Source organism: Clostridium hominis, from assembly GCF_014287825.1.
In the GTDB taxonomy this organism is placed as follows: Bacteria; Bacillota; Clostridia; order Clostridiales; family Clostridiaceae; genus Clostridium; species Clostridium hominis.
In genome coordinates this window covers 74349-101332 of sequence record NZ_JACOOO010000025.1, presented here as the reverse complement: position 1 = coordinate 101332, position 26984 = coordinate 74349, and the positions used below count along the sequence as shown (strand labels likewise).

The following is a 26984-nucleotide window of genomic DNA, read 5'->3' as shown; positions in this document are numbered from 1 at the left end:
TTCACTTACAGATTTATTCTATTTATCATTGAAGCTGTATAAGCGGCCCCAAAGCCATTATCTATATTTACTACACTTACTCCACTAGCACAGCTATTTAGCATACATAATAACGCTGATACACCGCCAAAATTTGCACCATATCCAACTGAAGTTGGAACAGCTATTAAAGGCTTGTCTATCATGCCTCCTACAACACTAGCTAGTGCACCTTCCATTCCTGCTACTGCTATAACTACATTAGCTTCTTGTAGTATATTTACATTTGATAAAAGTCTATGTATCCCAGCTACCCCTACATCATATAATCTAACTACTTCATTTCCTAAAACTTCTGCTGTAACAGCTGCCTCTTCAGCAACAGGTACATCTGCAGTGCCGCCAGTTACAACTACTATTTTTCCCTTAGGCTTCTCTACTTCTTCCCTTTTAACTACTACAATTCTTGCTAAATCATAATAAATTGCCTCATCTGTAACTTCTTTTATAGCCTCATAAACCTCTCTACTTGCTCTAGTACAAAGAATATTTTTTTCATGTTTTTCAAGCATATGCTTAACTATTCCTTGAATATGTGATATAGCTTTTCCCTCTCCATAAATAACTTCTGGATATCCATTTCGTATAGCTCTATGATGATCAATTTTAGCATATCCTAAATCACCATAAGGAAGAGACTTAATCTGGCTGATTGCTCCATTTAAATCTATTTTATCTTGTTTATAATCATCTAATAATTTTATGATATCTTCTTTATTCAATATCCTCACCTACTTTTATACCCTTTAGACTTTCATTCATACTGCCTGTTCTAAAACCTTCTAAATCAATAGTTACATAAGTAAATCCTATTTCCTTAAATTTAGATATAATTTCCTGGGAAATAGATATTATTTTACTTATTTCTTCTTTTAATACTTCAATTTTAGCAAGTTCATCATAATATCTTACTCTAAATTGTTTAAAACCTTTACTTAATAAGAATTCTTCAGCTAATTCAACCTTCTTAAGTTTTTCTCTAGTAATAGACTTACCATAAGGTATTCTAGAGGCTAAACATGCCATAGACGGTTTGTCCCAAGTTTCTATATTTAACTCTTTAGAGATTTCTCTTATTTCATTCTTTGTTAATCCTGCCTCTTTTAATGGACTTATAACGCCTAATTCTCTTAACGCTCTCATCCCAGGTCTATAATCATTATCATCATCTTTATTACTGCCATCGGCAACAAAGTCAAATCCATTTTCCTTAGCTATAGCCTTAACTTTAGTAAATATTCCTCTCTTACAAAAATAGCATCTTTCTTTACCATTTTCTATGAACTCAGGTACGCTATATTCATCAGCTTCTATAAGTATGTGCTTAACCCCAAGGTTGTAGCAAAACTTCTTAGCCTCATTTAATTCTCTTTCAGGGCACATTGACGAAGTAACTGTTATAGCTAAAACATTCTTCCCTAAAGCTACTTTAGCAGCTTTTAGCAAAAATGTACTATCAACACCACCAGAAAAAGCTATACATACATTTTCTTTTTCTTTTAATCTCTCCAACAACACCTCATATTTTCCCATAAAATTCTCCTTACTGAAATTAAAATTCTGTAACTTTCTAAACAATCTTATATTTTAATCACATTGCCAATATAAATATATTTCTTATTCCTTTTTATTTCTACAAATAGTTATCTATAAGGAAACACACTACTAATTTACATTCGTAGCTGTAAGTTCGATTATCTAAATTACATATGAGCCCTGTGGGTGAAATTTAGAACCTCACTTATAAAATAAGTATATACTTGGTTTCAATATCCATCAAGCATATACTTATCAATTAATACCTAAATATACATTTTTTCTTAAATTATCATTTTTTCTCTAATGTTTTAATTAGTCTAATTATATTATCAATAGTAGCTTCTAAATTTTCCTTGCTCTTATGCTTGCTAGTTTCAAGTGCTTCTGGCAGCCTATTAATTGTAAATATAGACGATATACCTATATCATATGCCTTTTCGACATCATTATCAGCACCACCTACCACTACAGTAACAGGAACATTTTTAGCTTTAGCTCTCTTTGCAACTCCAATAACTACTTTTCCTCTTAAGCTCTGGCTATCTATTTTACCTTCACCTGTAAAAATCATATCTGCATCTTCTATTATCTCATTAAACTTTACAGTATTTAAAACAGTTTCTATTCCCATCTCTAATCTTGAGTTAAAAAATGCTATCATTCCAGCTCCCATAGCTCCAGCAGCTCCCCCGCCTTTAACACTCTTTAAATCAATCAAAAGATCTCTTTTTATAACATTACATAAATTCATTAAACCTTTATCAAGTTCTTCTACAACTTCAGTTGTGGCACCTTTTTGCGGAGCAAAAATATAAGCTGCACCATTTTTCCCATACATAGGATTATCAATATCACACATTGTAACTATTTCAACGTTCTTAATATTCTCAATAATATTTGAAACATCTATTCTGTTAATATCAATAAGTGTTCCTCCTGTTGGAATAAATTCTTTCCCATTATTATCAAAGAACTTTACCCCTATAGCTGAAGCTGCTCCAACCCCACCATCATTAGTACAGCTTCCTCCTAAACCAACTATAATCTTTTTACATCCGTTATTTACAGCATGTAAAATTAATTCTCCAACACCATAAGTTGTAGTTTTTCTTGGATTCTTTCTCCCTTCTACCAGAGGCAATCCAGCGCAACTAGCCATTTCAATTACAGCAGTTTGTCCATTATCTATTAATCCATAAAATGATTCCATATCTTCAAAGTAAGGATTTTTAACTACTGTGAATACCTTCTTTCCACCTAATGCACTTAAAAAGCAATCTACACTTCCTTCTCCACCATCAGCGACTGGTATGGAGATAACTTCACACTCTGGAAAATGTTTATTTATGTTCTTTTTCATAACATCACAAATTTGTGTTGAGCTTAAAGTCCCTTTAAAAGAATCTGGGATTAACACAGCCTTATTCATCTTTATTCTCCCCATATACTATTAATTTTTATTGTAATATATTTTAAAGTTTATCATACTCATCCAATTCCATACAAATATAAGCTAGTTCTTCACCATTATCTTCTCTAGCTATTACAGTAAACCCTGGTGTATTACGAGACTCCATTGACAATATTATTTCCCGACTATTTTCAGTATAATAAACCCTATACTCATCTTCTTCTATTAACATAATAGAGTAATAGATTCTGTTATTGACTTCATCAATTATAATTTCATTATGATCCTTAAATATCTTGCTAATTATATCATCAATGGTTAAATTACTATACTTATACAGCTCACATACTATATCACAATCTAACCATAGACATTTAGATCCGCACTCAAACTCTTGAAACATAAATTTCTCCTTTTTTATATTTTCTAAATTATTAACTTTTTTTAATTCTTATAAACAAAAAAGATATAGAAATTAATCTATATCTCTTAAATAACTCTTCTTCTCTTATATATCTTTAAAATCCATTGTATAACCATTGCGTTGGAATTAAATATGTCCAAGGCATAGTAACTATAGCTATAGTCAATGCTATCTTCATTCTTATCTTTGAATCTTTAATCAACTTATTAAAAACAATGTAGTAATTAAATATCCATATCAAAACTACAGCTAATAAAACAGCTGCTGCCACTACTAAAAACCCTACAATATTATTAAATGGATTATAACAAATTGCAGCTACTAGCTCATTGTTGTTTTCGCAAGCAAGCATTATTACAAACAACATTATAGCTCCAACGATATCTGCTAAAAATCCAAATACCCATACCTTTAAAATACTTTTTTTATATAATTGGCCTATAGATATTCCTGTGCTTTTTACAACCTTAAATATTGCAAAGGCTGCTAATATAACTATACTATCTATAACAAAATTACCTGCTAAAGCAAGTAAGGCCAATGGTGGAAAAATCCACATCATCCATATTGGAAATATAACATTATTTAACTTAACCTCTCTCTTCATTTCTAAACTCCCCTTTATTAAATTATTACATCTACAATAAACTCTTTTCCATACACATTTACTTTTAGTTCCCCGCCTTGTAGCTCCATAAGACTCTTTGCAATATTTAATCCCAATCCTGAACCTTCTGTATTTCTTGAAGAATCACCTCTTCGAAACCTTTCAATAAGTTCTTCTCCTTTAATAGTAATTTCATTGGCCGAAGTATTTTTAAATGTAACTCTCGTGTAGTAACCTTTTATAAAATCCACTGACTCCTCTTGTTCTAACTTAATATATACTTTGCTATTTCCCTCTGAGTATTTTAATATATTAGAAATCAAATTATGAAATACTCTAATCATCTTCTTATAATTTATGTTACTCTTTTTTATTTTCTTATCTTCAATATTAAGATTAAACTCTAATGATGATTCCTCAACTTTTTCTTTAAACTCAAACAAAGCATATTCTAGTACATCTAAAATATTTATATTTTCTAATTCCACATTTTCAGTTTCATCATTAGATCCAATTGATTCTTTCAAATCATCTATCAAGCTTTTTAAGCTAATAGTTTTTCTTTCTAAAATTCCTATATAATCTTCTCTTTGTTTATCTGTTATACCATCCCTACTTAGAAAATTCACATAGTTAATTACAGAAGTCAAAGGAGTTTTTAAATCATGTGATACATTAGTTATTAATTCTGTTTTACTTATAAAAGATTTTTTCTCTACAATACCAGTATTTTCTGCAACATTAATCAAATCATCTATCGCACTAAAAGTTATTGTTAAATCTACTGAGTTAATATCATTTATTTCACTTCTCTTTTCACTTAACTTCTTCTTCAAATCTGATAAGCTATAATTTTTATCCTCCAATGCATCTTCTAATGTTGACGAAAGCATAACTCCTTTGAATCCATTCTTTCCAACTATAAAAGCTAAATAAACTAACACTACTAAATTAACTGCTACAATCCATATAAGAATAGTTTTTTTAATATCTATACCTCTTATAGTAAATTGAAATAATATTTGATATAAGGTCATATAAGTTAAAACTAAAATAAAAACTCTAAATACTCTATGAAAAATTCTATATTTATAGTATGTCACCTTATCTTCGCTTAGAGTTGAATCGGATACATATACTTTATTTTTAGTTACTAATTGAACTATTGATATAAAGACTATTATAGTAAAAACAATCCATGTTAATATAACTATATACTTATTAGCTTCAGTATTATAACTAGGAAAGAAACTTTCTCCAGTAGTGTGTACAAGCCTTCTAACTACAAAGTAATTTATAATCAACAGAATTCTTCCAAGCCATGTTTCTATAAGAACTCTTTCATTTATTATCTTAAATTTATTAGCTTCTTCATCACTTACCCATCTACTGCAGAACTTCTTTTCTTCAATATATTTACTTATCATTATCTTCACCATCCCCTATATAGATCGGAAACGATATTAGAACTGTAAATAAATCACCTTTAATATCTAAATCAAATTTACCATTTTGAAGATGAACTAAATTTTTAGCTATTTCTAATCCTAAGCCTGATCTATCTGCTTCTTTGTTTTTATTTATTACACTTATCAACTCTTTAGCTTCGATGTTTAATTCATTTTTAGATATATTTCTAAATCTTATATAAACGTTAGCTTCTTTTTCAAATAAATCAATATATACTCTACTTTTATCTAGTGAATGTTTTAAAGTGTTTTGAATTAATATATCAAATACTCTCCACATCTTTTCTCCATTTGATTTGATGTATACTTTTTCTTTCGGAATATTAATCTTATATAAAATCGTAGAACTATCTATCTTATCTTTATATTCTATAAAAGCCTGTTTCAATAACGCTGTAACCTCTATTTTATACACTTCTAGATTTATATCTCCACTTGATACCTTTGCAGCTTCAAACAATTCATCAATCAGTATTCTCATATTGCTAGATTTATCTTTAATATTCTTTATAGCACCCTTATCTTCATTGCATTTTTTTAATTTTTCAATATTTTTAATAATGTCTTCTAAAGGTTTATCTAATTTATTAGTAACATTATTAACTAAGTCAATATTCATCTTCTCATTTTTATTTATATTATTAATAGATTCGGTTACTCTATCTAATATAGCCTTAGTTTCATCTGCTATTTTCCCATACTGTTTTCCTAGGCAGTATTTTTCTATATCATTACCTATTAACTTCTTTTGAATATCCTCTATACTCTCTTTTCCTGATTCTATTCCTTCAATATATTCTTCAATATTTCTCCATGTCAAAGTTACTCTTACTGTATTAATAACGAACTTAAAAAACAAAATACTATTTAAATAGACCAATATTATGGATATTGAAATTAAGATTCTATTGTTCTCTATACAGAACACCGAAACTAGAAGTATTATTATAAAAATGATATTATATATAAACTTTAATATATTTAAATTTCTTCTAAGCAAAAGTTTATCGTCTTTAATTTTCATCAATCTTATATCCAATACCCCATACCACCTTCAAATATCTAGGATTCTTAGGATCTATCTCTATTTTTTCTCTTATTCTTCTAACATGTACCATTACTGTATCTGTTGATATACAACGCTCTCCCCATACACTTTCATATATAGCTTCAGCAGAGTACACTCTCCCAACATTACTCATAAGTAATTCTAAAATTTTATATTCTATAGGGGTGATTTTTATACTATCTCCATTAACTTGAAATGATTTGCTCTTTTGGTCAAGAACTAAATCCCCAACTTTAATCCTTTCTGAATCATTTTCACTTTTATAATGGCCTAAGTCCATATATCTTCTTAGTTGAGATTTTACTCTTGCTATAAGCTCTAAAGGATTAAAAGGTTTTGTTATATAATCATCAGCTCCAACATTTAACCCTAAAATCTTATCTGTATCTTGAGACTTTGCAGAAAGTATTATTATAGGTATATTTTTATCCTCTCTAATTTTCATAGTAGCTCTCATCCCATCCATATTTGGCATCATTATATCCATAATAACTAAGTGTATTTTTTCTTTTTCTAAAATCTCTAAGGCTTCTACTCCATCATAGGCTTTTAAAATTATAATATCTTCACTTTGTAAATATATTTCTATTGCATCTATTATCTCTTTTTCATCATCTACTACTAAAACATTATACTTATTCATATTTTCTACCACCTTAAATTTCATCACCTCAATTATAACATTATTTCCCTTAACTTAATATTACACCATAAATCTTACAAACCTATGGTTGTATTTCTAAACTTTTTCTAACAAAAATGCCTATGAGGTTAATCCATATATTGGATTAACCTCAGAGGCATTTATTAATCTCTCAACTTTATACAATTAAATATCTTTAATAACAATAAATATATCATTAAAATAATAAATATTACCATAGCTATCATGGCTCCAATATTCAAATCATACTTAATTAATTGACTATACACTACCTTGCCAAATGTTATTGATATAAAAGAAAAAATCGTTGGTTTTACAACCCAGTTAACTAAATCTAGTTTTAAATTTGTTACCTTAATAACTCTTATAGAACTTAATGTAAAACTAAAAACTGTAGTAATGAACATAGTTATAATTAATCCATTTACACCTTTTAACGGTAATATTACATATATAAGAATAATCCTTAATACTGATTCTAATATTTGGTATTCTAAAGACTTTACCTGCTGGTTTAATCCATTTAATATCCCACCTATAATCATATCTATATACATAAAAGGAATAGCTATAGATATCATTTTAAAGAATTCTCCTATGTCTGCTCTATTGTATATTGATATAGATAGCTCATTATAAAAATTTATGAAAATAAAAAATGAAATTATTCCTATAATACATGTGAATCCAATACTTCTACTAATTAAACTATTTACTCTTTCATTATTATTTATAGTCCTTGCTCTTGAAATTTCCGGTATTAAAACTCTGCCTAATGACATTAATAATACAGCAGGAAATGATATGATTGGAAATACCATTCCCATTACCCCACCTAAAATACTGACAGCTTCTCTTGTTGACATACCAAATTTTACAAGACTTGTAGGTATTAACATCATCTCTAAAGTTCTAAACCCTGACATAATGTAAGAGCTTCCTGCCACAGGTAATGCTATATTAAACAGTCTCTTTAATAGATCATCACTTTTCCCTTTTACTATACTAAAATATTTATTCTCTCTCTTTTCTAGCTTGTATGCTATAAATACATAAATACAAGAAAAAATCTCACTAATTGCTGTTCCTAACACAAGTACAGCACACCCATATTCTAATCCACGAGGCATAACTAAGCTTAATAATCCTACAACTACAGTTATTTTTATAAACTGTTCTGAAAACTGTGAAGTTATTGGAATAAAAATATCTCTTACTGCAAAGAAATATCCTTTTATACATGATGAAATTGCTATAAATGGAATGCTTATAGCCACTATTTTAAGTGACATTATAACCCTTTCATCCTTTAAAAATAATAATGCTATATTTTCAGAAAAAACAAATAATATTGTAGAAGCTACTATACTTAATCCTCCACATATTACACCGGACTTAAATACTATAGTCTTAATATTACTATAATTCTTTTTTGAAACTTCCTCTGATACTATTCTTGTAACACCTGTGCTTACACCTGATATTGCAAAAGTTATAGCTAAGGAACTAACAGTTCCTATAAGCTTATATAATCCCATTCCCTCTGTTCCTAACTCATTAGATATGTATACCTTATATATAATCCCTATAACTCTCATTATAAGTGCTGTAATTGTTAATATAATGGTATTTACAAAAAGATTCTCTGCTTTTTTTCCCATATAATACCTCTCATTTATTTATATAGCTACTATATGTTAAGCTCTTATAATTAATTACTATCAATAATTAATTATAAATACCACTAATATAAAAAAACTAAATAGTATCTTATTACATAAAATGAAGAAACCCACTTAGGAGTTTCTTCATTAATTTATCACTTTTAACTTGTCGCTTGTCACTTAAATATATTCTTATCTATTTTCTTTTTTTATAATAATATACTGATCCTGCAACTACTCCACCTAAAATTATAACGCCTGAAATAATAACTATTAACAATAGTTTATCATTATATGTCTTTTCTACTTTTACTTGATTATCTTCATCTTCTGCTATTTTTTCAGAAACCTTTACTTTTCTAGAAATAGTAGATTCATTTTTAGAATTATCTATAGCTTTATAAGTTATTGTATACTCTCCAGCTTTATTTATATCTACTTCTCCATTTATTGTTACAGGTATTATTCCATCTACCTTATCTTTTGCAACAGCTCCTAACTCTTCATATTTATCTCCAACTTCTAAATTTATTTTACTTTCACCATTTAATGTTATAATGGGAGCTACTCTATCTACTACTTTAACCTTTCTTACAGCACTTGCTTTATTACCAGCCTTATCACTTGTTGAATAATTAATTTTATATTCTCCTACTTTACTAGTATCTATTACTCCACTTATCTTTACTTCAACTGAACCATCAACTATATCTTTTCCACTAGCTCCTGGTTCTACATATTGTGTTCCTGCTTCTATAGTTATCTCTTTATCTCCATTAAATATTATTATAGGTGATGTAGTGTCTACTACTTTTACTTTTCTTATAGCTACTGCTTTATTTCCTAAAGTATCTTCAGCTGTATAAGTTACCATATATTCTCCAGGTTCACTTACATTTACTTTCCCACTTATTTTTACTTCCTTTTTCCCTTCAAACAAATCTTTAGCATTAGCACCTAATTCTTCATATTTAGTTCCTGCTTCTATTGTAATTTCATTTTTACCATTTAATATTATATCAGGTTCTTTTGTATCTTTTACATTTATCTTTCTTGTTGTAGTAGCTGAATTACCGGAACTATCAGTAACTGTATAAGTTAATTTATATTCCCCTATCTTACTTGTATTAATCTCTCCTGATATAGTAGCTTTAAGTTCTCCATCTACTATATCTTTTCCTATTGCTCCTAACTCTTCATACTTACTTCCAGCTTCTACAGTTACTTCATTCTTACCATTCAATGTTATATCTGGAGCTGTTGTATCAATCACTTTAACCTTCCTAGTAATTGTTGATGAATTGCCAGAGTTATCAGTAGCTGTATAAGTTAAAATATACTCTCCTGGAATACTAGTATTAACTTCTCCTAATACACTTGCCTTAAAGGTTCCATCTACCTTATCTATACCTATAGCACCTAATTCTTCATATTTTTGCCCTGCTTCAATTGTTATTTCATTATCTCCGTTTAGAACAATTTCTGGAGCTACTGTATCTACTACATTTATCTTTCTTGTTAAAGTTGAAAGATTCCTAGAGCTATCTATAGATTTATAAGTTACTATATAATGTCCTAATTTAGATGTATCTACTGAACCTTCTGAAGTTACTATAGTATCAACCTTTTCAAATTCATCATAAGCAGTAGCTCCTAAATCTACAAACTGTGACCCTATTTCTATATTTATTTCTGCATCACCATTTAAAGTTATTACCGGTCCCACAAGATCATCTAAATTTTTAGTGTATTCATTATTAGTAATAAACTTGCCACTTATATTATCTAAGTTAATACCATCAATTTTCTTAACAATTTCTTCCCATTGGGATATACTCTTATCAGCTATATCCTCTTCACCGTAATTAACTATAATTGTATTAATGTTTGTTCCATTAAAAGCATCTCCATTTACTAGAACCTCACTAGATACTTCTATCTTCTCTAAATTACTTGAATCTAAAAATGCACATTCTCCAATATCTTTTATAAATGGCATTTCTACTTCTTTTATCTTACTGCCTTTAAATGCATTAGCCCCAATATTAGTTACTTCTAAATCTTCTATCTTCTCAGGTAAACTTATTTTTTCCTCACTGCCATTATATCCAGTTATCCATATACTATTTTCCTTTTTTTCATACTGTAAATCCGAAACATTAGTAAACTCTTGTTTAGTTATTTCATCTGAAGAATATACTGTAATTCCAGTAAAATATGAGTATACTAAAGTTGCAGCAATAGATAGAGCTATTATTTTTTTGTAGCCTTTCATCATTTAACCACCTTTAGATTATTATAAAATTACTTTTACTACAGTATATGAATGTGTCTTTTTTAGTTACTTATTGTAATCTATTTGTAAACATTGCAAGACAATATAAATAGAAGGTATAGTATTTAATAAATTACTATACCTTCCAATATCATTTAAAATCATCAGCCCTACAATTACAGTAATAAAAACAAACTAAGTTTATACTGAAATCTGCTCAAAGAAAAACATTATTACTACTTTCGATAGTTATTTTTTAAATTTTCTAAAAACATAACAATTGGCATAAATAATGATACTTTATTGAATCTTAAGCACCAAGAATAATTTAACTATTTTATAGCTTTATGGTATAATTTTTTTAAAGATTGGAGAGATTAGACATGGAAAATTTAAAAACTAAAGCTATTATAAAAAGAGAAAAAATTATAGATGCTGCTGTAAAAGTATTTTTACGAAAAGGTTTTGAAAAAGCTACCGTTAGAGAAATTGCAAGAGAAGCTGGAATTACAACAGGAGCGATTTATCATCATTATAGAAATAAAGACGAATTAATTCACGATGCTGTTACAAAGCATATTCATTTCATCAGCGATTTAAATGCCTATAAAGGAGATTCATTAAAACCATCTTCTGAAATTATTGAAGAAATAAGGGTTGCAACTTCAAAAAGACTTAGCAATCTTACAGCGCAACGTCTACATATATTGCTTACAGCAAATGTTTTACTAGATGAAAATGAGTTATTAAAAGAGTATAAGGAAACTTACGAATCAATAATTAAGAAGGCTTCTGATATGTTTGTTTATACATACGGAATAGAAAATGAAAAGTATAAAAAATTAGTTGCTTCTATTTTAGTAGCTGCCTTAGATGGATTTGCAATACAAGCCTCTCTAGGTATTCTTGATACTAATGATGAAGAATATATTAATACTATTACAGACTTCTTCTCAAAACTTGGACAACACCTAATTATAAAATCATAAATAAAGGGCGAAGCACTTTAGTGAAAGATTTCCCACTCTACTCAGTCGGCTTTTACCTTTGGAGCTTCGCTCGCAACTTTTTTCAATTATTCTTTATTTATTAATTAAACAGCGCTAATTGACTCAATTAAGTTTACAAAATCCCCTTCATTCATCTTGCTTAAATATATATCAATCAATATTTTCATAGGCATATCTTTATATCCTTTTTTCCCATTTATAAATATATTTCCGACTTTTTCTTTGAATATTTCTTTATCTACTTTTAAATTGTTGATAAGCTCGTTTATTTCACATTCTACTAATTCATCCATTATTTTTTCTCTTAAAGTATAATTAAATTGATCTGCAAAAGCTTTTTCTTCATCTGTTAATCCATCTATATCATTATTTAATATTTTAAAAATGTCCATCTTATTTTTTTCTCCTTTAGGTTTATATACTTAAGCTTATTATATATCTTTCTTTATCTTTATTTCAAAAACTTTTCTAAAAGAATTTAAATAATAAAGATAGGTAGTCATAAATTTACGACTACCTACCTTTATTAGATTTGATTTAATTTATTTTATTGCTGCATTAATTTCTTCAACCATCTTAGTAGTAGATGTAAATCCACCTACAGATGTATACCATATTACTGGGTCAAGGTATACTATATTATCATTCTTATACGCATCTGTTTTTGCAATTAATTCATTATCAAATAATTCTTTAGCTGAAGTATTTCCACCTGCAATAGCAGCTCTATCAACTACAAATAAATATTCTGGATTTTTTTCAACAACATACTCAAATGATGCCTTTTGTCCATGAGTTGATCCCTCTATAGCTTCATCTACCGGAATCACTCCAAACTCTTTATGAATTATACCAAATCTTGAATCTTGACCATAAACACTAAATGCTCCATCATTAGCTAAAGTTATTAATCCATTTATATTTTTTTCTGTAACTTTTGCATTTAATTCAGAGATAGTATTTTCTATTTCTTCAACTTTAGTAGTAACCTCTTTTTCTTTTCCGAATATTTGAGCTAAAGTATTCATGTTACTTTTGAATGATCCTAAGTAATCTGAAGTATCCATAGCTAAATTTATAGTTGGAGCTATTTTATTTAACTCTTCATAATAATCAGCTTGTCTACCTGTAATTATTATTAAATCTGGAGTTAGTTCAAATATTTTTTCCATATCAGGCTCTTTTAAAGTACCTATAGCTGAATATTCTTCACCAGCATACTTGCTTAAATAACCAGGAAGTCCATCCTGAACTACACCTACTATTCCTTCTATCTCTAAAGCGTCCAAAGAATCTAATATACCATAATCAAATACTACAACTCTCTTAGGATTTGTATTTACTAACGTATCTCCTGATACATGAGTTATTGTTATTTGTTCGCTTACAGATTCATTTCTTCCTCCTATAAACTTCGGTATAGTAACACCTGCAGCTATTAATAATATTACCACTATTCCTATAATCATTGACTTATTCTTCATTTTTCTTTCCCCCTTAAATTCAATTAGAAATATACACAAATATTTCTGTTATTAATATTTTCTATATGAAAATCTATTTCATATATTTTCTCTAGTTCTTCTTTCTGAATTGTATCTGTAGCAGGTCCATTCTTAACTAGCTTTCCATCCTTTAGAGCTACTATATTATCTGAGTAACATGATGCAAAGTTTATATCATGAATAACTATTACTACAGTTTTCCCAAGCTCATCTGTTAGTGTTCTTAGTATTTTCATTATTTCTACAGAGTGCTTCATATCTAAGTTGTTAAGTGGTTCATCTAGGAATATATAGTCACTATTTTGAGCAATAACCATAGCTATATAAGCCCTTTGTCTTTGTCCACCACTTAATTCATCTAAATATTTATCTTGAATATCTTCAAGTTTCATATATCTTAAAGCTTGTTCAACATTTTCTATGTCTTCCTTCTTTAGGTTACCTCCGCAGTGCGGGAACCTTCCAAATTCAACCAACTCTCGTATAGTTAATCTTATGTTTATATTATTAGTCTGTCTTAAAATAGAAACCTTTTTTGCTAGTTCCTTGTTATCCCATTCTAAAACTTCCTTACCATCAATAATCACTTCTCCACAATCTCTTTTTATAAGCCTACTTATTATTGATAATAAAGTACTTTTACCAGCTCCATTAGGACCTATAAAAGATGTTATCTTTCCTTCTTCTATATTAAGAGAGACATTATCAACTACTTTTTTATCACCATAACTTTTTGTTATATTCCTAACCTCTATCATCTATTTCTCTCCTTCATAACTAAGTAAATGAAGTATATTCCTCCAATAAAGTTTATAATCACACTTACTGAAGTTCCAAAATTCATTAACTGTTCGACTATAAGTTGTCCACCAACTAAAGCTATAATACTTAAAATTATTGTAATCACACCTAGAATTTCATGTTTATATGACTTAACCATTTGTCTTGCAATATTTACAACTAATAATCCTAAGAATGTTATAGGCCCGACAAGTGCTGTCGATACTGAAGTAAGTATTACAACTACAACAAGAATTTTCTTAGACATCTTATCATAATCTACACCTAAGCTAATAGCTTCGTCTCTTCCAAGTGACATTACATCTAATACTTTTATAATGTCATAGCAATAAGCTATTGAAATTATTATTACAATACTTGATAAAAATAATATATCTGTATTTACGTTATTAAAGCTTGCCATCATTTTATCTTGAACAGCTAAAAACTCTGTTGGATCAATAAGAACTTGCATAAAATTAGTTAAACTTTCAAATAAAGTTCCACAAATAACTCCTATTAAAAGTATTGTAAATATATTTTTAGTACCTTTTCTAAATACAAACTTATAAAGCAAAGCTGAAAAAGCTATTGTAACCACTATTGTTATAATAAAATTTATATTTCCATTTGTAATAAGTACTGATGATGATCCAAGTAAAAATACTATTGTTGTTTGTAGTAACACATATAATGAATCTAGCCCTAAAATACTCGGGGTTAATATTCTATTATTAGTTACCGTTTGGAATATCAAAGATGAAAACCCAATTGCTGATCCTGTTAAAATCATTGCAATTATTTTAGGCATACGCCTATACATTACATATTGATAATTTGCACTATTTACACCTATTGACAAAAATAACCCCATAAGCGTTACTGCTACTATTGTTAAAATTATTATTTTCTTATTATTCTTCATCTTTAGTCCCCCTTATAATCATATAAAGGAATATAGCACTACCAATTACTCCAACCATCATTCCTATTGATACTTCAAATGGGAAAATTATTACTCTTCCTAAAATATCACATATTAGTAAGAAAACCGGTCCTAATAAAGCTGTATGATATAAAGTTTTCTTCAAGTTATCACCACTATAAAGACTTACTATATTAGGAATTATAAGTCCTAAGAATGGTATATTCCCAACTGTTATAATTGTAACTGCTGATATTAAAGCTACTATTACAAGTCCTACGTTTACTACAAAGTTATAATTAAGTCCAAGGTTTATAGAAAACTCTTCCCCCATCCCAACAATTGTAAACTTATTCGCATAAAGAAATGCTAATATTACCATTGGAACACTTAAGTAAAGCAATTCATATCCACCTTTCATAATTAGCGACATATCACCTTCCATCCAAGATGTTACATTTTGCACTAAATCATATTTATAGGCTATAAATGATGTTATAGATCCAACTACCTTACCAAGCATCATACCAACTAAGGGTACAAATATTATATTTTTAAGCTTAATAGCTTTTATCATCTTCATAAAAATCATTGTTCCTACTACAGCAAATATAAATGAAGTAATCATCTTTTGCATTATACTTGCTGAAGTTAATACTACCATTGAAAATAAAATTCCAAGCTTTGCAAAATCAACTGTTGCTGCCGTTGTTGGCGATACAAATTTATTTTTACTAATCTGTTGCATTATAAGTCCACTTATACTAAGTCCTACCCCTGCAACTATTATTGCTATAAGTCTTGGTAATCTACTTATAAAAATGACTTCTATTTTATCTATATTTAATTCAAATATGTCTCTTATACTTATATTACTAACACCTATAAATATAGATATAATAGATAATAATATAAGTATTAAAAACAAATATCTTTTCTTCATCTGCCTTCCCCCAACTTATCTCATATAGACTATTTTCTTACTATATGCTATAATAACACTTACTAATTGATAAAGATTATCAATTTCATATTTGTATATTATCATTATTTTTAAAAGATGTCTTATACTATATTTGTTTTTATTAAAATATATTTAGGTTAATTTAGGAGGTGAATTTATGAACCCAATAACATTTAAATTTAATATGGAATCTTTCTATTTTTCTACTCATCTTCCAATTAAAGCTTTCTCATCAAAAGGAAATGAATATTATTCAGTAGGCTACGATGAAATAACAGCTTCCATATTAGAAAAAGTTGATTTTGAAGAGTTAACTCTAAAATTAAATTCCGATATAAAAATAGCTTCACCTATAGATATTTCACCTATAGATGAAGTTAACTTCACAATATGTCCTATCATTTCTAAAACTTATGAATTTGGTTTTTATTTAATAGGCCCATATACAACTAATGAATCTTCTAAAAAAGCTATCTTTAAGCCGAAACATTGTATAAGCTATTTATTAAATATTTTATATATGAAATTAGAAAATCAATCTATTAATCAATCGAAAAAGACAAGCTATAATTTTAACGTAAATAAAGCTATTAAATATATTGAAGAAAATTATAAAAAGCAATTTACTTTAGATCAAGTCTGCGAAAGTATTAATATTAATAAAAGTTATTTCTGCACAATATTTAAAGAACATACTGGTAAAACTTTTTCTCATTATTTAAGTCATTATAGAATTGATAAAGCTAAGGAACTTCTTAAAGATACAGAACTCTCAATTACAGAAGTCGCATTTACAGTAGGCTATAACTCTGTAAATTACTTTAATAATAATTTTAAAAGACTTAATAATATTACTCCCGTTCAATATAGAAATGAGCTAACTAACTTAAAATAACTTTATTTAATTAAAAGAAACTGCTACAAAGCAGTTTCTTTTAATTTATCATTATTAATTTCTAATTTTTTATTAAACATAATATATTTCTAACGAAATAAATATTTCCTAGTTGCAAACAATATAACAATAGATAATATTCCTATCAAATTTTGAAAAGTAGACATATGCCCAACAATCAATCCCCTTGCAAGTGCAAAAAGCAATACTTCTACTACCGTTTCTGGTGTATGCTTACATAGCATTTTTATAAACTCTATTCCTATAACAAAATTAAAAGCTATATCTAAATACACGCTGAATGCTTCTAATTTATCACTCTCTGTAAATATAGCCATTAAATCACCTGCTAGATAAATAACTGCTATGCCAATAAAAACAGCTAAAAGAATTGCTATTATTAGCTCTAAAAAATCTACTACCATAAGTACTTTTTCATTTAAAAACTTCTTCATTTTAATACCTCACTATAAAAAATAGTAATTTTATCTCTTTTTATAATTTCCCCTAAATATCCATAAATATTTATTCTAAATCTCTAATTTAAAATAAGGTAATGATACAATTAATACCATTACCTTATTGTTTTCCTAATAAACTTATTTATTTAAATCTACTACAATATCATCTAAAATTATTTCCTTAAAGCCCTCACAATCACGAGTTTCTGCAAGTCCCATATGTGTTTCTCCAGTTTTACCATCCTTTGATTCTTGTTCTACATATCGAACCTCTCCTAAATCCTTTAATATCACCTTCGGAGTTATTATTAGATGACTAGCTCCTTCTTTCACTTTTTCTATAGTAATACTAGAAGATAAGTTAAAATCTGTATCACCAGTAGAACCATGTGCATCACTTAAATATATATTTCCTAAGTCATCTTTAACTTCTAGTTCCATCATAATACCATCATATTTCTGCCTAACATCTTTAGAAACACCTTGAGAAAATGCTATAAATGTAGACATTGGATTTAATGTTAATCTGTCTATAGTAGCAGTTACCCCTTCGTTTTCAACACTCTTATTAACAACTACAGTTTCTCCTTTTATTGCTTCTAAACTAATATCAAATTTCCACTTGCCTTTTATTTCTGACATATCATCATTATTTATTATTCCTTTTATGTCTAATGTAAACTCTATATTTTCTCTAGGATTTTGAGCTAAATCAAAAATATTAATATTTTCTTGACCAATGTAGGTATTGTCTGCAATCTTAATAAAACTTGAACTTGTAGTGTTTCCACTATGCTCATATCCCTTTATTTTAAACCAGTCCCATAACCTAATAGTTTCACCTAAGTCTTTATCACTTTCTATAGTATATGTTAATGTAATATTTGTTCCGTCAAATATAGCATCATTTATAGTTATACTTATTCCGTTACTTTCCTTTGTAACATTAATTTCATTAGCATTTTCTTTATAATTCTTATAAATAGAATCCTCTAAAGCTTCAAATATATTTCCTATTATAGGTATCTGCTTTGCATAAGTTGGAAATGATATTCCTAAGGTTATGATAACTGTAGATGCTATGCTAGCTGTTGCTATCCACTTCCCCCTACTTTTATTGCTCTTTTTGATATTTTTTCGTAAAGAATTCTTAACCCTTTTTACTTCTACTTCATCAACTTCCATTTCAATAAATTCACTTTCGTCTATTTCTATATCATTAATCATTTCATAAATATCATTCATATTACCTTACCTCCATATTCATCATACTTTTTCTCTCTCTAAGTTTTTTCTTTCCCCTATAAATCCTATTATCAATTGAAGCTTTTGTAACTCCCAATCTTTTTGCTATATTCTCTGACTTGATATCTAAGAAAAACTTCATTATAAATATCTTCCTATCCATTTCATTCAAGGTATTTAATAACTCAATTACCGCTTCCTTTTCTTCACTAAATATTACTTCATCCTCTACTGAATATGTTTCTTTTTCATTAATATCACCTATAGCAATTTCTAAATTTTTATTTAGTTTTCTATAATAATCAATAGCTTTAAATTTTGCTATAGCACATATCCACTTTCTAAAATCATCATCATCGCCATTAAATTTATGTGAATTATTCCATATGGAAAGGAAAATATCATTAATACATTCTTCCATAACTTCGTTGTTTCCAACTGAATAAAGAACCTTAAAGGTAACCCCTTTTACTAAAGGTAAATATTTATCTACTATAAACCCTAAGGCATCTTCCTTTTTATTTTTTAGCCTTTTTAGATAATTCGAATTATTAACTCTCATCTATTTTTCTCCTACTTCAAAGTCTTGTAAAAGCTCTTACACTTTATACAACGAAAAAAAACTTATTTATTCTCACAATTTATTAAATTAATATAAAATACTAATACTGACCTTAACTCATCTGCATATTTTACCATATATGTTATAATTATTGTAATTTCACTTTAGGAGGTAATCTATGAAACAAGATATTTCACATAAATATGTATATAGAAAACATATAAGACAACCTTTTAAGTTTTTCTTAGGAAGTTTTATATACATTCTCTCTATATTTATATACTTTACTTTAATAATTTTTGTGTCTGATAAAAATACTCACAGCTTAGAATTTCTCTCCGCCTTATCATTTGCTATATTTCCCATTTTCCTTGGACTTGTCATTGGTTATATATTCTTATATTTTATAATGTATAGAAATCTGAGAAATACTTTTGTAATATTAACTGATAATATGCTAATTTATAGCAATGGTAAAAAAGAAACATCTATTTCTTATTCTGATATAATAGCTTTAAAATTTCCGTCAATAAAATATACGGGTGGATGGATGAAGATTATCTATGGTAAAAAAAGTATACGTCTCACCGTAGTATTAGAAAATATAGGAGATCTTATTAAAGAACTTAAAGAAAAACTTGATTCATTAGGTAAGTCAAACATATATAAAGAAAAAAGTCTTTATAACTTTTATAAAACATCTTCATACTCAGATTTCAGCTGGCAGAGAGTATATGACAACTTCTTTTTAATAATTATTACTTCTATAGTAAATATGGTTATTTGCTTTGGAGTAACTATTTTAACTCCTAATATGGGTACAAAATTTTTAATTGGATTATGTGGCTGTTTAACAATATTGATTGGTTCAGTTTTAAGCGAAATAGTTTTAGGAATTATATTTGCTAAGAAAAGTAAGACACTTAGATTTTCAAGTAACTTAGTAAGAGATATAAATAGTGAGAAGCTTATATATAAAATAATCTATCCTATAATAATATTCTTGCAAATTATTATAATGGTATTTTTGATTTTGAAATAAATAGAAACACCAGTGGAGCTTCTAATCTCCACTGGTGTTTCTACTATGAAGTAATAATAATTTCTATAATACAACTTTTCTTTTAATAAAAACTATATTTATCAAATTAAATTACACTATAAGTCTTTAAAATATTATACTTATAAACCATAATACCATACTCTTTAGTTTCTATTAATTCCCCATATTTATTAAATACATAATCCGTTGCACTTAAATCCCCACCACAAGTTAATGTGTCTGTAACCGGATCAAAAATTGGTGATTCATAATAAGATCCTCTAGTCCAAAGTAACTCTTTATTATCTATATTTAAAATATACTGTTCTGACTTCCCGCTAATAAAACAATATATTCCATCATTAAATGGAACAACCTCAAGGCTCTCATTATTTGTTTCTCTCATAAAGTTTCTCAGGTTATTTAATTGATTATTAGTTATTGGAAGATGATATTCTAAATACTGCATATAATTTTCTTCATATTCTATATCTGCACATACATATGTAGTATTTTCAGTTATTATATACTCTGAATACTTAGTATCAACTTTTTCTAAATATATAAACTCTGATGCTTTATCAAAAAGCTTTAGTCCCTCTTCATTATCTAGTAAATAATTATCTCCATAATCTATTACCTTATACTCACCTGCATTAATCTTAATAGGAAACCTCATCCTATTACTCTTATAATTCTCACGCCTTTCTTCAGATTCTTTTATCAATTTCTTCTGCTTTATTGAATGATAAGCATTAATACTAACATTTATTAAAATACAGCTTACTATAATTATTAGTATTAATTTCAACCCCTTTTCCTTACTCATATAACCTCTTCTCTCTCCTATATTAAAGAAAATTTTCTATTATATAAATTCCCTTTAAGTCACTATCTAAAATAATATATATTTCCGATCTATCTTCTCGCATCTCATAATAATATCTAAAATCATTATTAAAATCTGGGGAATACTCTTTCGGTATTTCTAAATTATCTAATATCTCTTTAATCCTAAACTCTACATAATCATTCTTATTCTCCCATTCTAATAAACTATTAATTTCATCTAAATTTTCATATTGAAATATAGAATATCTTTCGCCATCACCATGAAAACTCGCCCCACTGTTAGTATGATAAATTTCATCATACTCTCTTGGCAAGTTAATCTTCCAATTACTATTTATTATATGATAATATCTATTATGCTCTTTTACCATTATTGCAGTTGATAATATTGTAGTAATAGTAATTGCACCTATTATACTTAAGCTCCTAACAAAATACTTTTTCTTTTTTAAAACTAACCTAACTATGAATATTATCAAAAAAACTATAAAAATTAGTACCATAAATCCTGAAAGAAGCATAGTATTAAACCCAACTATAAATAATGCCAGTTCATTCTGCGATAGCTTAAATTCTACAAACAAATATACTATTAAAATACTTATCGATGATATTATTAATATATTTGATATAAATTTTTTATTGCTACTCTTTCTCATACCCTCATTCCTCTATTCTATCCTGTCATATTTATCATATGAACCATCATACCTTTCCTCTGGTATACTTGTTTTTCTCATAATCATAAAATTAACAGGTTCATAATAAGAAACAGTACTATGATGGAATCCAGTACTTACCTTTGCAATTAAGTATCTACTATGTTCATAAACCGTATGTTCTGGATATGAAGTAAATGCGTAAATAAACATCATCCACATTATCAAAATAGGTGTTATAAAAATACTTGCCATAGTTGATAGCACAGATAAAAACTTTTGAATATACGATTTCTTCATAAGTTTATATAAGTAAAAATTAATCACTATAATTACTAAAAATATAAAGGAACATCCTGCAAAAAAATATAATTTATCAATCCATCCTCTGAAAATCAAATTATTTTCATATAAAAAATAATTTATAAGATTATATAAACAAATAAATAATGTAATAATCGATAAGAACAATAAGCTTTTTAAAAATATATTTTCTTTATTATCACTATCTTTCTTATCTATAATAATAAGTATATTTATTAAGCTAATTAAACAAGGTAGTGCCACAAGTACAGCCATTCCCTTAATTCCTCCATCAAAATACTCTCCATTAGGGAAATAACTTAGAAGACATATTAAGTCAAATATAATTACTATTCCAAATATTATCGATATATATATATATAGATGCTATTTTTTTACTTTTTTCATTCTTTAAGCATTTAAAAATGACTAATGATATTCCACCACTGACCATTACTAAGAAAAGTGTAATCCATCCGCCTACTGCACTATTTAGAACTTTTAATATAGTAATCATACTTTTAATCCCTCCATTACATCGCTGGTATTAAAATAAATATTAAAAACAACAAAAATGCTATTATTACTAATCCTAGTATTACTGATACAATTATAGCTAATTTATTTTTCTTTAAAATTCCGCCTATGAATACTACAATTGCTACTAAAAATATTATTGCTAAGCATGATGTTATTCCCATTTTTAAAACTCCTTTTTCTTAAAAATCTTCTTTTATATCTTTTTACAATAAGAGTAAAGGAAGATTAATAAGTATTATAATATCTTCTATCTTCCAAGCTTTTATGTTATAACTTTTTCTCTACCTATGAAATAACTAATAGTAACAATAATTGTAAGTATCATTTGAATTCCACTTAAAATAATAAACATAAATGTTGCTAAATACCCTTCTCCTAAAACTTTAATAGATAGTAAAAGACTTAGAAAAAAGAATATTCCCATTCCCCCTGAAGGAATCCATCCACTTTCTCTCTTTGAAAAGCTATAGTATGCTGCAATTAAATTACCTAAACCATAAACAACTATTGCAATAACACCTGGCCAAAACCAGCTTGTAAATGGAACTCTGCCTATCCATACTGTAGGCCATTCTCCATCCCACCACTTTCCTGACACCATTATTAATCCATTGTATATAGCGCCTACTGCTAGAAACAAATCAAAGCACCCCAATATTATTCTACTTACTTTACTCTTCATAAATCTCAATCCCTTTTTTATTTATAACTTTTCTTTATCTTTTCTATTTTTTACAAAAGTAACTATAGCCATAATGACTGCTACTAATGTTATAAGCCACATTAATGGTATTAAGAAAAAAGGTTCTGATAAGGTTCCATCCTCTAATACCTTAGAATTTAAATTAAATATAACTACACAGATTACATCTATGACTAATAATATTAATGTAGGTATATACCTTTTCATTTTACTCTTCTCCTTTTACATGCTCTAAAATATCTCCTGGCTGACAATCTAGCGCCTCACATATAGCTTCTAAAGTTGAAAATCTTATAGCCTTTGCTTTATTATTTTTAAGTATTGAAAGGTTAGCCATTGTTATTCCAATCCTCTCTGCTAGCTCTGTCGAACTCATTTTTCTCTTTGCCATCATTACGTCTAAATTTACAATAATCATATGTAATCACCCCTATATAGTAAGATCATTTTCATCTTGAAGCTCTATACCATTACTTATAAGTTCTTTTATTACATAGGACATTACAAAAACCATAAGAGTTGCAAAAGTTAAAACAAAGCAAACTAAATTTTTAAATATAAATACTGTCCCTATTAGATAAATTATAAAGTCTATTAAAGCCCCTATACTTATAATCTTTAGACTCTTTAAGTTATCACGGCTAAAGCCTTTGCATTTTAATAAATTTTTACTTAACTTAATTACAGAAATTAAAATAGCTAAAAAAGGAATTATAGTAGCATAAATAAATATTAATGTTTCTATACTAACAATTCCATCACCTATATATCCAGAATACCAATTAGCTAAATTAGGCAATATAGCTGATCCTACTACAGTTAAAAGTAACGCTAAAACTGATATCATATAAAGAAATTTTCTAAAAAACATATTTTCCATCTTTTTCACCTCACCTTAATTCTACCTCTTTCCCAACATGAAAGTCAATATATTATTATTGTTTATCAATAAATTATTATCAAATATCAAAAAAAGAACACTATAGCAATCAAACTATAGCGTTATTTTTTATGGAACTTTAGATACTTTTCTAATATTATTAGTATCTAATGTTTCTACAAAATTTATCTTATATTTCCCTTTTGAGTCCTTATCGAACTTAGCTATTCCTGTTAATTCTTCATTTTTAAATAAAACTATTTTGTTTAAATCATAGTTAAATTCATCAATTATTTTTATCTCTTCCTGTCCACCTATATAATCCTTATGTAGATAGAATATACTGTTTTTTATTCCCTCCTCATTGTTTCCGCTAATACTCTTTTGAATAAAATAGCAATTGAAATAAAAACTAGAAATAATAAGTATTATGCCAATAAGCCCCACTGCTAAAACTACTTTCGTCTTCCTCAACTAAAAAAACCTCCTATAATAAATGCTACAAGTTAGACAATGTTAATTGACTTACACTTGTATTTTATTATAGAAGGTCTAAAAATATTATTACTTACAGTATAAAATTACTTATTAAAGAATGAATAATTTATTAACTCAAATCCATTATCTTTTAAGAAAGTTTTAACCTTTTCAGAAGTTAATATCTTATGTTCATTAGCTCTTTGAACATTGTAAGAACTTGATCCTAAAAGAAATGCATCTACAAATGCTGGATGACACATTAAATCAGTAACTTCATTTTCTTTTAATTCTGATAAATGCTCTTCGAAATACTCTTCTTTAACATTATTCATATAGAAATTGCCTAAACATTTAGCATATGTAACTCCATCTATAGCCATTTCAGATGATTGTCTCATTGGTAGCTTGTACTCATTTGCAATTCTTTCGATTACAGGTCTTAAATATTCCTCTCCATGTACATGATGATGTGAATCTAAATGAGTTATTTCAACTCTTTCACGTACTTTTTCAATTTGAGCTTTAAACTCTCTATATACTTCTTCTAAATCTATATTTTTTAATACTTCTTCGCTTGGTCTTCTGAAGAAATTTCCATTTTCATCAACAATAGTTTTATGATCTTTTAAAAGTGGTTTATAACAAGTTAATGTCATATGAACACCACATCTTAAAGTAGGGTTCTCTTTTATTAATGCCATACCATGTTCAAATCCTGGCATGTTAGCCATAACTGTACATGATGTTACTATTCCATTTTTGTGTGCTGATATTATTCCATGATTTACGCCTTCTGAATATCCAAAGTCATCAGCGTTTACTATAAGTTTTGCCATTTTGCATCCCCCTCACAAGTTGCTTTGTAAACATTTTCTTTATTAATAAAAAAATATATCTTTTTTTATATTAGTAATTATATATTTTTCCATATATTTTCTCAATAACAATTACCTTATTTTCAAAATTTGAAAATAAAGCGTTTTAATTACATTCATATATTTAATCTTGATATTATTGTTGTTTTAATTTATTCTTTAGTATATTATATCTACATTATTTTTTATACAATAGTTACTAGGGGGTAGTCAAAAATGGCAAAATACAAAATTGGGCAGCTTTCTAAAACAATGGGCGTTTCTACTCACTCAATTAAACATTATGAAAAATTTAGATTAGTTTATCCTCATAAAGATGATGCTACAAATTATAGATATTATGATTTATCACAATATGCAAGAATTATAGATTGTAGGAAATTTAGAAATATAGGGGTTCCTATTAAGGATATTTCCTTACTCTTAAATAATTCTAACAATGCTGAATTTAATGATATTATTAAAACTCATATTTCTGACCTTGATTCTCAGATAGAAACCTTAATACGTCAAAGAGATTTAGCTAAAACTTTGTACAATAGAAGTAAATCTTGTGATAAGTATCTTAACGAATGGTTTATTGATATTATACCTTCAATTTATTTTTTAAAACAAAGTAATAATACAGAAATAATAGAAGAAAATCACTCTTTCATTGATGGAATTAATCTTATAGATTATGTTCCTATAGTTGAATCTATTTTATGTATAGATAAAGATAGCTTTGTCCATAATGATATACGTTATTCTTGGGGCCTTGGTTTTACAGAAGATAATTCTCCATTAATAAGCTCTAGCTTAACTAAAAACACTAAATTTACTAAAATTGAAAGTTGTAAATGTTTTATTACATATATAAAAGTTAAACTCCCATATATATCAAATGGTTCACTTCTAAATACTATAAGTGATATTATAAGCAAATTTCCTTTAAAAATATCCTCAGATATTATTGCTTTTTCAATAAAAAAAAGTAATGAAGATGGAATTATATATGAATATCTTAAATTATGTATACCTATAAAGTAGCTATTTATTTGTATTTAACATTGCTAATACAAACTTAAGTACTATATTCAAGTTTTAAGGAAATATCATAAATTATTCTTATTTATACTCTATATATTTCAAAATATAGGGTA

The 26984-nt window shown here is 27.4% G+C and carries 33 protein-coding genes; 4 read left to right on the top strand and 29 right to left on the bottom strand.

What is annotated here, in order from left to right:
• Positions 1–5: 5 nt before the first annotated feature.
• The 10 genes from larB to H8S20_RS11950 all read right to left on the bottom strand — a co-directional run bounded on the left by larB (position 6) and on the right by H8S20_RS11950 (position 11161).
• A complete protein-coding gene (gene larB / locus H8S20_RS11995) occupies positions 6–761 on the bottom strand; it encodes a nickel pincer cofactor biosynthesis protein LarB (protein WP_032119496.1) in 756 nt (251 codons plus the stop codon).
• A complete protein-coding gene (gene larE, locus H8S20_RS11990; RefSeq protein ID WP_186860270.1) occupies positions 754–1572 on the bottom strand; it encodes an ATP-dependent sacrificial sulfur transferase LarE in 819 nt (272 codons plus the stop codon). The genes larB and larE overlap by 8 nt, the downstream gene beginning before the upstream one ends.
• A 295-nt stretch (positions 1573–1867) precedes the next feature.
• Entirely contained in the window at positions 1868–3007 is a 1140-nt protein-coding gene (locus H8S20_RS11985; protein WP_186860269.1) for a glycerate kinase family protein, read from the bottom strand.
• 43 nt (positions 3008–3050) lie between these two features.
• Entirely contained in the window at positions 3051–3392 is a 342-nt protein-coding gene (locus tag H8S20_RS11980; RefSeq protein WP_032119499.1) for a hypothetical protein, read from the bottom strand.
• A 115-nt stretch (positions 3393–3507) separates the two neighbouring features.
• Complete coding sequence (locus H8S20_RS11975) at positions 3508–4020, bottom strand: hypothetical protein (protein ID WP_186860268.1); 513 nt, start codon at positions 4018–4020, stop codon at positions 3508–3510.
• 17 nt (positions 4021–4037) lie between these two features.
• Entirely contained in the window at positions 4038–5447 is a 1410-nt protein-coding gene (locus H8S20_RS11970) for a sensor histidine kinase (RefSeq protein WP_051986940.1), read from the bottom strand.
• The gene (locus H8S20_RS11965) at positions 5437–6528 is read right to left on the bottom strand and encodes a sensor histidine kinase (RefSeq protein ID WP_032119501.1); all 1092 of its coding nucleotides are present in this window, start codon (positions 6526–6528) and stop codon (positions 5437–5439) included. The genes H8S20_RS11970 and H8S20_RS11965 overlap by 11 nt, the downstream gene beginning before the upstream one ends.
• Positions 6503–7201, bottom strand: a complete 699-nt coding sequence (locus H8S20_RS11960; RefSeq protein ID WP_186860267.1) for a response regulator transcription factor — start codon at positions 7199–7201, stop codon at positions 6503–6505. Before H8S20_RS11960 ends, H8S20_RS11965 begins: the two co-directional genes overlap by 26 nt.
• Before the next feature lie 164 nt (positions 7202–7365).
• Positions 7366–8883 (bottom strand): oligosaccharide flippase family protein, encoded by a 1518-nt coding sequence (locus H8S20_RS11955; RefSeq protein WP_186860266.1) that lies wholly within the window; start codon positions 8881–8883, stop codon positions 7366–7368.
• A 199-nt stretch (positions 8884–9082) separates the two neighbouring features.
• The gene (locus H8S20_RS11950) at positions 9083–11161 is read right to left on the bottom strand and encodes an immunoglobulin-like domain-containing protein (RefSeq protein ID WP_186860265.1); all 2079 of its coding nucleotides are present in this window, start codon (positions 11159–11161) and stop codon (positions 9083–9085) included.
• A 383-nt stretch (positions 11162–11544) separates the two neighbouring features.
• Here H8S20_RS11950 and H8S20_RS11945 point away from each other — a divergent pair, with 383 nt between their 5' ends.
• Entirely contained in the window at positions 11545–12150 is a 606-nt protein-coding gene (locus tag H8S20_RS11945; RefSeq protein WP_032119504.1) for a TetR/AcrR family transcriptional regulator, read from the top strand.
• Positions 12151–12254: 104 nt separating this feature from the next.
• Here H8S20_RS11945 and H8S20_RS11940 read toward each other — a convergent pair whose 3' ends face one another.
• From H8S20_RS11940 to H8S20_RS11920, 5 genes are all read right to left on the bottom strand, one after another.
• Complete coding sequence (locus H8S20_RS11940) at positions 12255–12563, bottom strand: hypothetical protein (RefSeq protein WP_186860264.1); 309 nt, start codon at positions 12561–12563, stop codon at positions 12255–12257.
• 150 nt (positions 12564–12713) lie between these two features.
• On the bottom strand, positions 12714–13655 hold the full coding sequence (locus tag H8S20_RS11935) for a siderophore ABC transporter substrate-binding protein (protein ID WP_186860263.1): 942 nt from the start codon (positions 13653–13655) through the stop codon (positions 12714–12716).
• 23 nt (positions 13656–13678) lie between these two features.
• A complete protein-coding gene (locus H8S20_RS11930) occupies positions 13679–14434 on the bottom strand; it encodes an iron ABC transporter ATP-binding protein (protein ID WP_032119506.1) in 756 nt (251 codons plus the stop codon).
• Positions 14431–15381, bottom strand: a complete 951-nt coding sequence (locus H8S20_RS11925) for an iron chelate uptake ABC transporter family permease subunit (RefSeq protein WP_186860262.1) — start codon at positions 15379–15381, stop codon at positions 14431–14433. Before H8S20_RS11925 ends, H8S20_RS11930 begins: the two co-directional genes overlap by 4 nt.
• The gene (locus tag H8S20_RS11920) at positions 15371–16324 is read right to left on the bottom strand and encodes an ABC transporter permease (protein ID WP_186860261.1); all 954 of its coding nucleotides are present in this window, start codon (positions 16322–16324) and stop codon (positions 15371–15373) included. The genes H8S20_RS11925 and H8S20_RS11920 overlap by 11 nt, the downstream gene beginning before the upstream one ends.
• A gap of 178 nt (positions 16325–16502) precedes the next feature.
• On the opposite strand from H8S20_RS11920, the gene H8S20_RS11915 reads away from it, so the two are divergent.
• Complete coding sequence (locus H8S20_RS11915) at positions 16503–17240, top strand: helix-turn-helix domain-containing protein (protein WP_051986943.1); 738 nt, start codon at positions 16503–16505, stop codon at positions 17238–17240.
• An 89-nt stretch (positions 17241–17329) separates the two neighbouring features.
• On the opposite strand, the gene H8S20_RS11910 is transcribed toward H8S20_RS11915, so the two are convergent.
• The 3 genes from H8S20_RS11910 to H8S20_RS11900 form a co-directional block, all read right to left on the bottom strand.
• Positions 17330–17695 (bottom strand): hypothetical protein, encoded by a 366-nt coding sequence (locus H8S20_RS11910; protein WP_051986944.1) that lies wholly within the window; start codon positions 17693–17695, stop codon positions 17330–17332.
• Positions 17696–17839: 144 nt separating this feature from the next.
• On the bottom strand, positions 17840–18946 hold the full coding sequence (locus tag H8S20_RS11905; RefSeq protein WP_186860260.1) for a DUF4179 domain-containing protein: 1107 nt from the start codon (positions 18944–18946) through the stop codon (positions 17840–17842).
• Between the two features lies 1 nt (position 18947).
• Positions 18948–19508 (bottom strand): sigma-70 family RNA polymerase sigma factor, encoded by a 561-nt coding sequence (locus H8S20_RS11900; protein ID WP_186860259.1) that lies wholly within the window; start codon positions 19506–19508, stop codon positions 18948–18950.
• 409 nt (positions 19509–19917) lie between these two features.
• On the opposite strand from H8S20_RS11900, the gene H8S20_RS11895 reads away from it, so the two are divergent.
• Positions 19918–20550: a hypothetical protein gene (locus tag H8S20_RS11895; protein ID WP_186860258.1), complete on the top strand. Its 633-nt coding sequence runs from the start codon at positions 19918–19920 to the stop codon at positions 20548–20550.
• Positions 20551–20656: 106 nt separating this feature from the next.
• On the opposite strand, the gene H8S20_RS11890 is transcribed toward H8S20_RS11895, so the two are convergent.
• From H8S20_RS11890 to chbG, 11 genes are all read right to left on the bottom strand, one after another.
• On the bottom strand, positions 20657–21379 hold the full coding sequence (locus H8S20_RS11890) for a hypothetical protein (protein WP_186860257.1): 723 nt from the start codon (positions 21377–21379) through the stop codon (positions 20657–20659).
• A gap of 22 nt (positions 21380–21401) precedes the next feature.
• A complete protein-coding gene (locus H8S20_RS11885) occupies positions 21402–22061 on the bottom strand; it encodes a hypothetical protein (RefSeq protein WP_186860256.1) in 660 nt (219 codons plus the stop codon).
• Between the two features lie 12 nt (positions 22062–22073).
• Positions 22074–22640, bottom strand: a complete 567-nt coding sequence (locus H8S20_RS11880; RefSeq protein ID WP_186860255.1) for a hypothetical protein — start codon at positions 22638–22640, stop codon at positions 22074–22076.
• A 61-nt stretch (positions 22641–22701) separates the two neighbouring features.
• Positions 22702–22881 carry a hypothetical protein gene (locus H8S20_RS11875; protein ID WP_186860254.1) on the bottom strand — a complete coding sequence of 60 codons (180 nt, stop codon included), beginning with the start codon at positions 22879–22881 and terminating at the stop codon, positions 22702–22704.
• A gap of 16 nt (positions 22882–22897) precedes the next feature.
• Positions 22898–23065 (bottom strand): hypothetical protein, encoded by a 168-nt coding sequence (locus H8S20_RS11870; RefSeq protein WP_186860253.1) that lies wholly within the window; start codon positions 23063–23065, stop codon positions 22898–22900.
• A 101-nt stretch (positions 23066–23166) separates the two neighbouring features.
• Positions 23167–23586, bottom strand: a complete 420-nt coding sequence (locus tag H8S20_RS11865; protein ID WP_186860252.1) for a hypothetical protein — start codon at positions 23584–23586, stop codon at positions 23167–23169.
• Positions 23587–23607: 21 nt separating this feature from the next.
• A complete protein-coding gene (locus H8S20_RS11860) occupies positions 23608–23814 on the bottom strand; it encodes a DUF3955 domain-containing protein (RefSeq protein WP_186860251.1) in 207 nt (68 codons plus the stop codon).
• A 1-nt stretch (position 23815) separates the two neighbouring features.
• Entirely contained in the window at positions 23816–24025 is a 210-nt protein-coding gene (locus H8S20_RS11855; protein ID WP_032119517.1) for a helix-turn-helix domain-containing protein, read from the bottom strand.
• Between the two features lie 12 nt (positions 24026–24037).
• Entirely contained in the window at positions 24038–24487 is a 450-nt protein-coding gene (locus H8S20_RS11850) for a DUF2975 domain-containing protein (protein WP_032119518.1), read from the bottom strand.
• A gap of 129 nt (positions 24488–24616) precedes the next feature.
• Positions 24617–24961 carry a hypothetical protein gene (locus tag H8S20_RS11845; protein WP_186860250.1) on the bottom strand — a complete coding sequence of 115 codons (345 nt, stop codon included), beginning with the start codon at positions 24959–24961 and terminating at the stop codon, positions 24617–24619.
• 107 nt (positions 24962–25068) lie between these two features.
• The gene (chbG, locus tag H8S20_RS11840) at positions 25069–25803 is read right to left on the bottom strand and encodes a chitin disaccharide deacetylase (RefSeq protein ID WP_032119564.1); all 735 of its coding nucleotides are present in this window, start codon (positions 25801–25803) and stop codon (positions 25069–25071) included.
• A 255-nt stretch (positions 25804–26058) separates the two neighbouring features.
• On the opposite strand from chbG, the gene H8S20_RS11835 reads away from it, so the two are divergent.
• Positions 26059–26871, top strand: a complete 813-nt coding sequence (locus H8S20_RS11835) for a helix-turn-helix domain-containing protein (protein WP_186860249.1) — start codon at positions 26059–26061, stop codon at positions 26869–26871.
• Positions 26872–26984 lie beyond the last annotated feature (113 nt).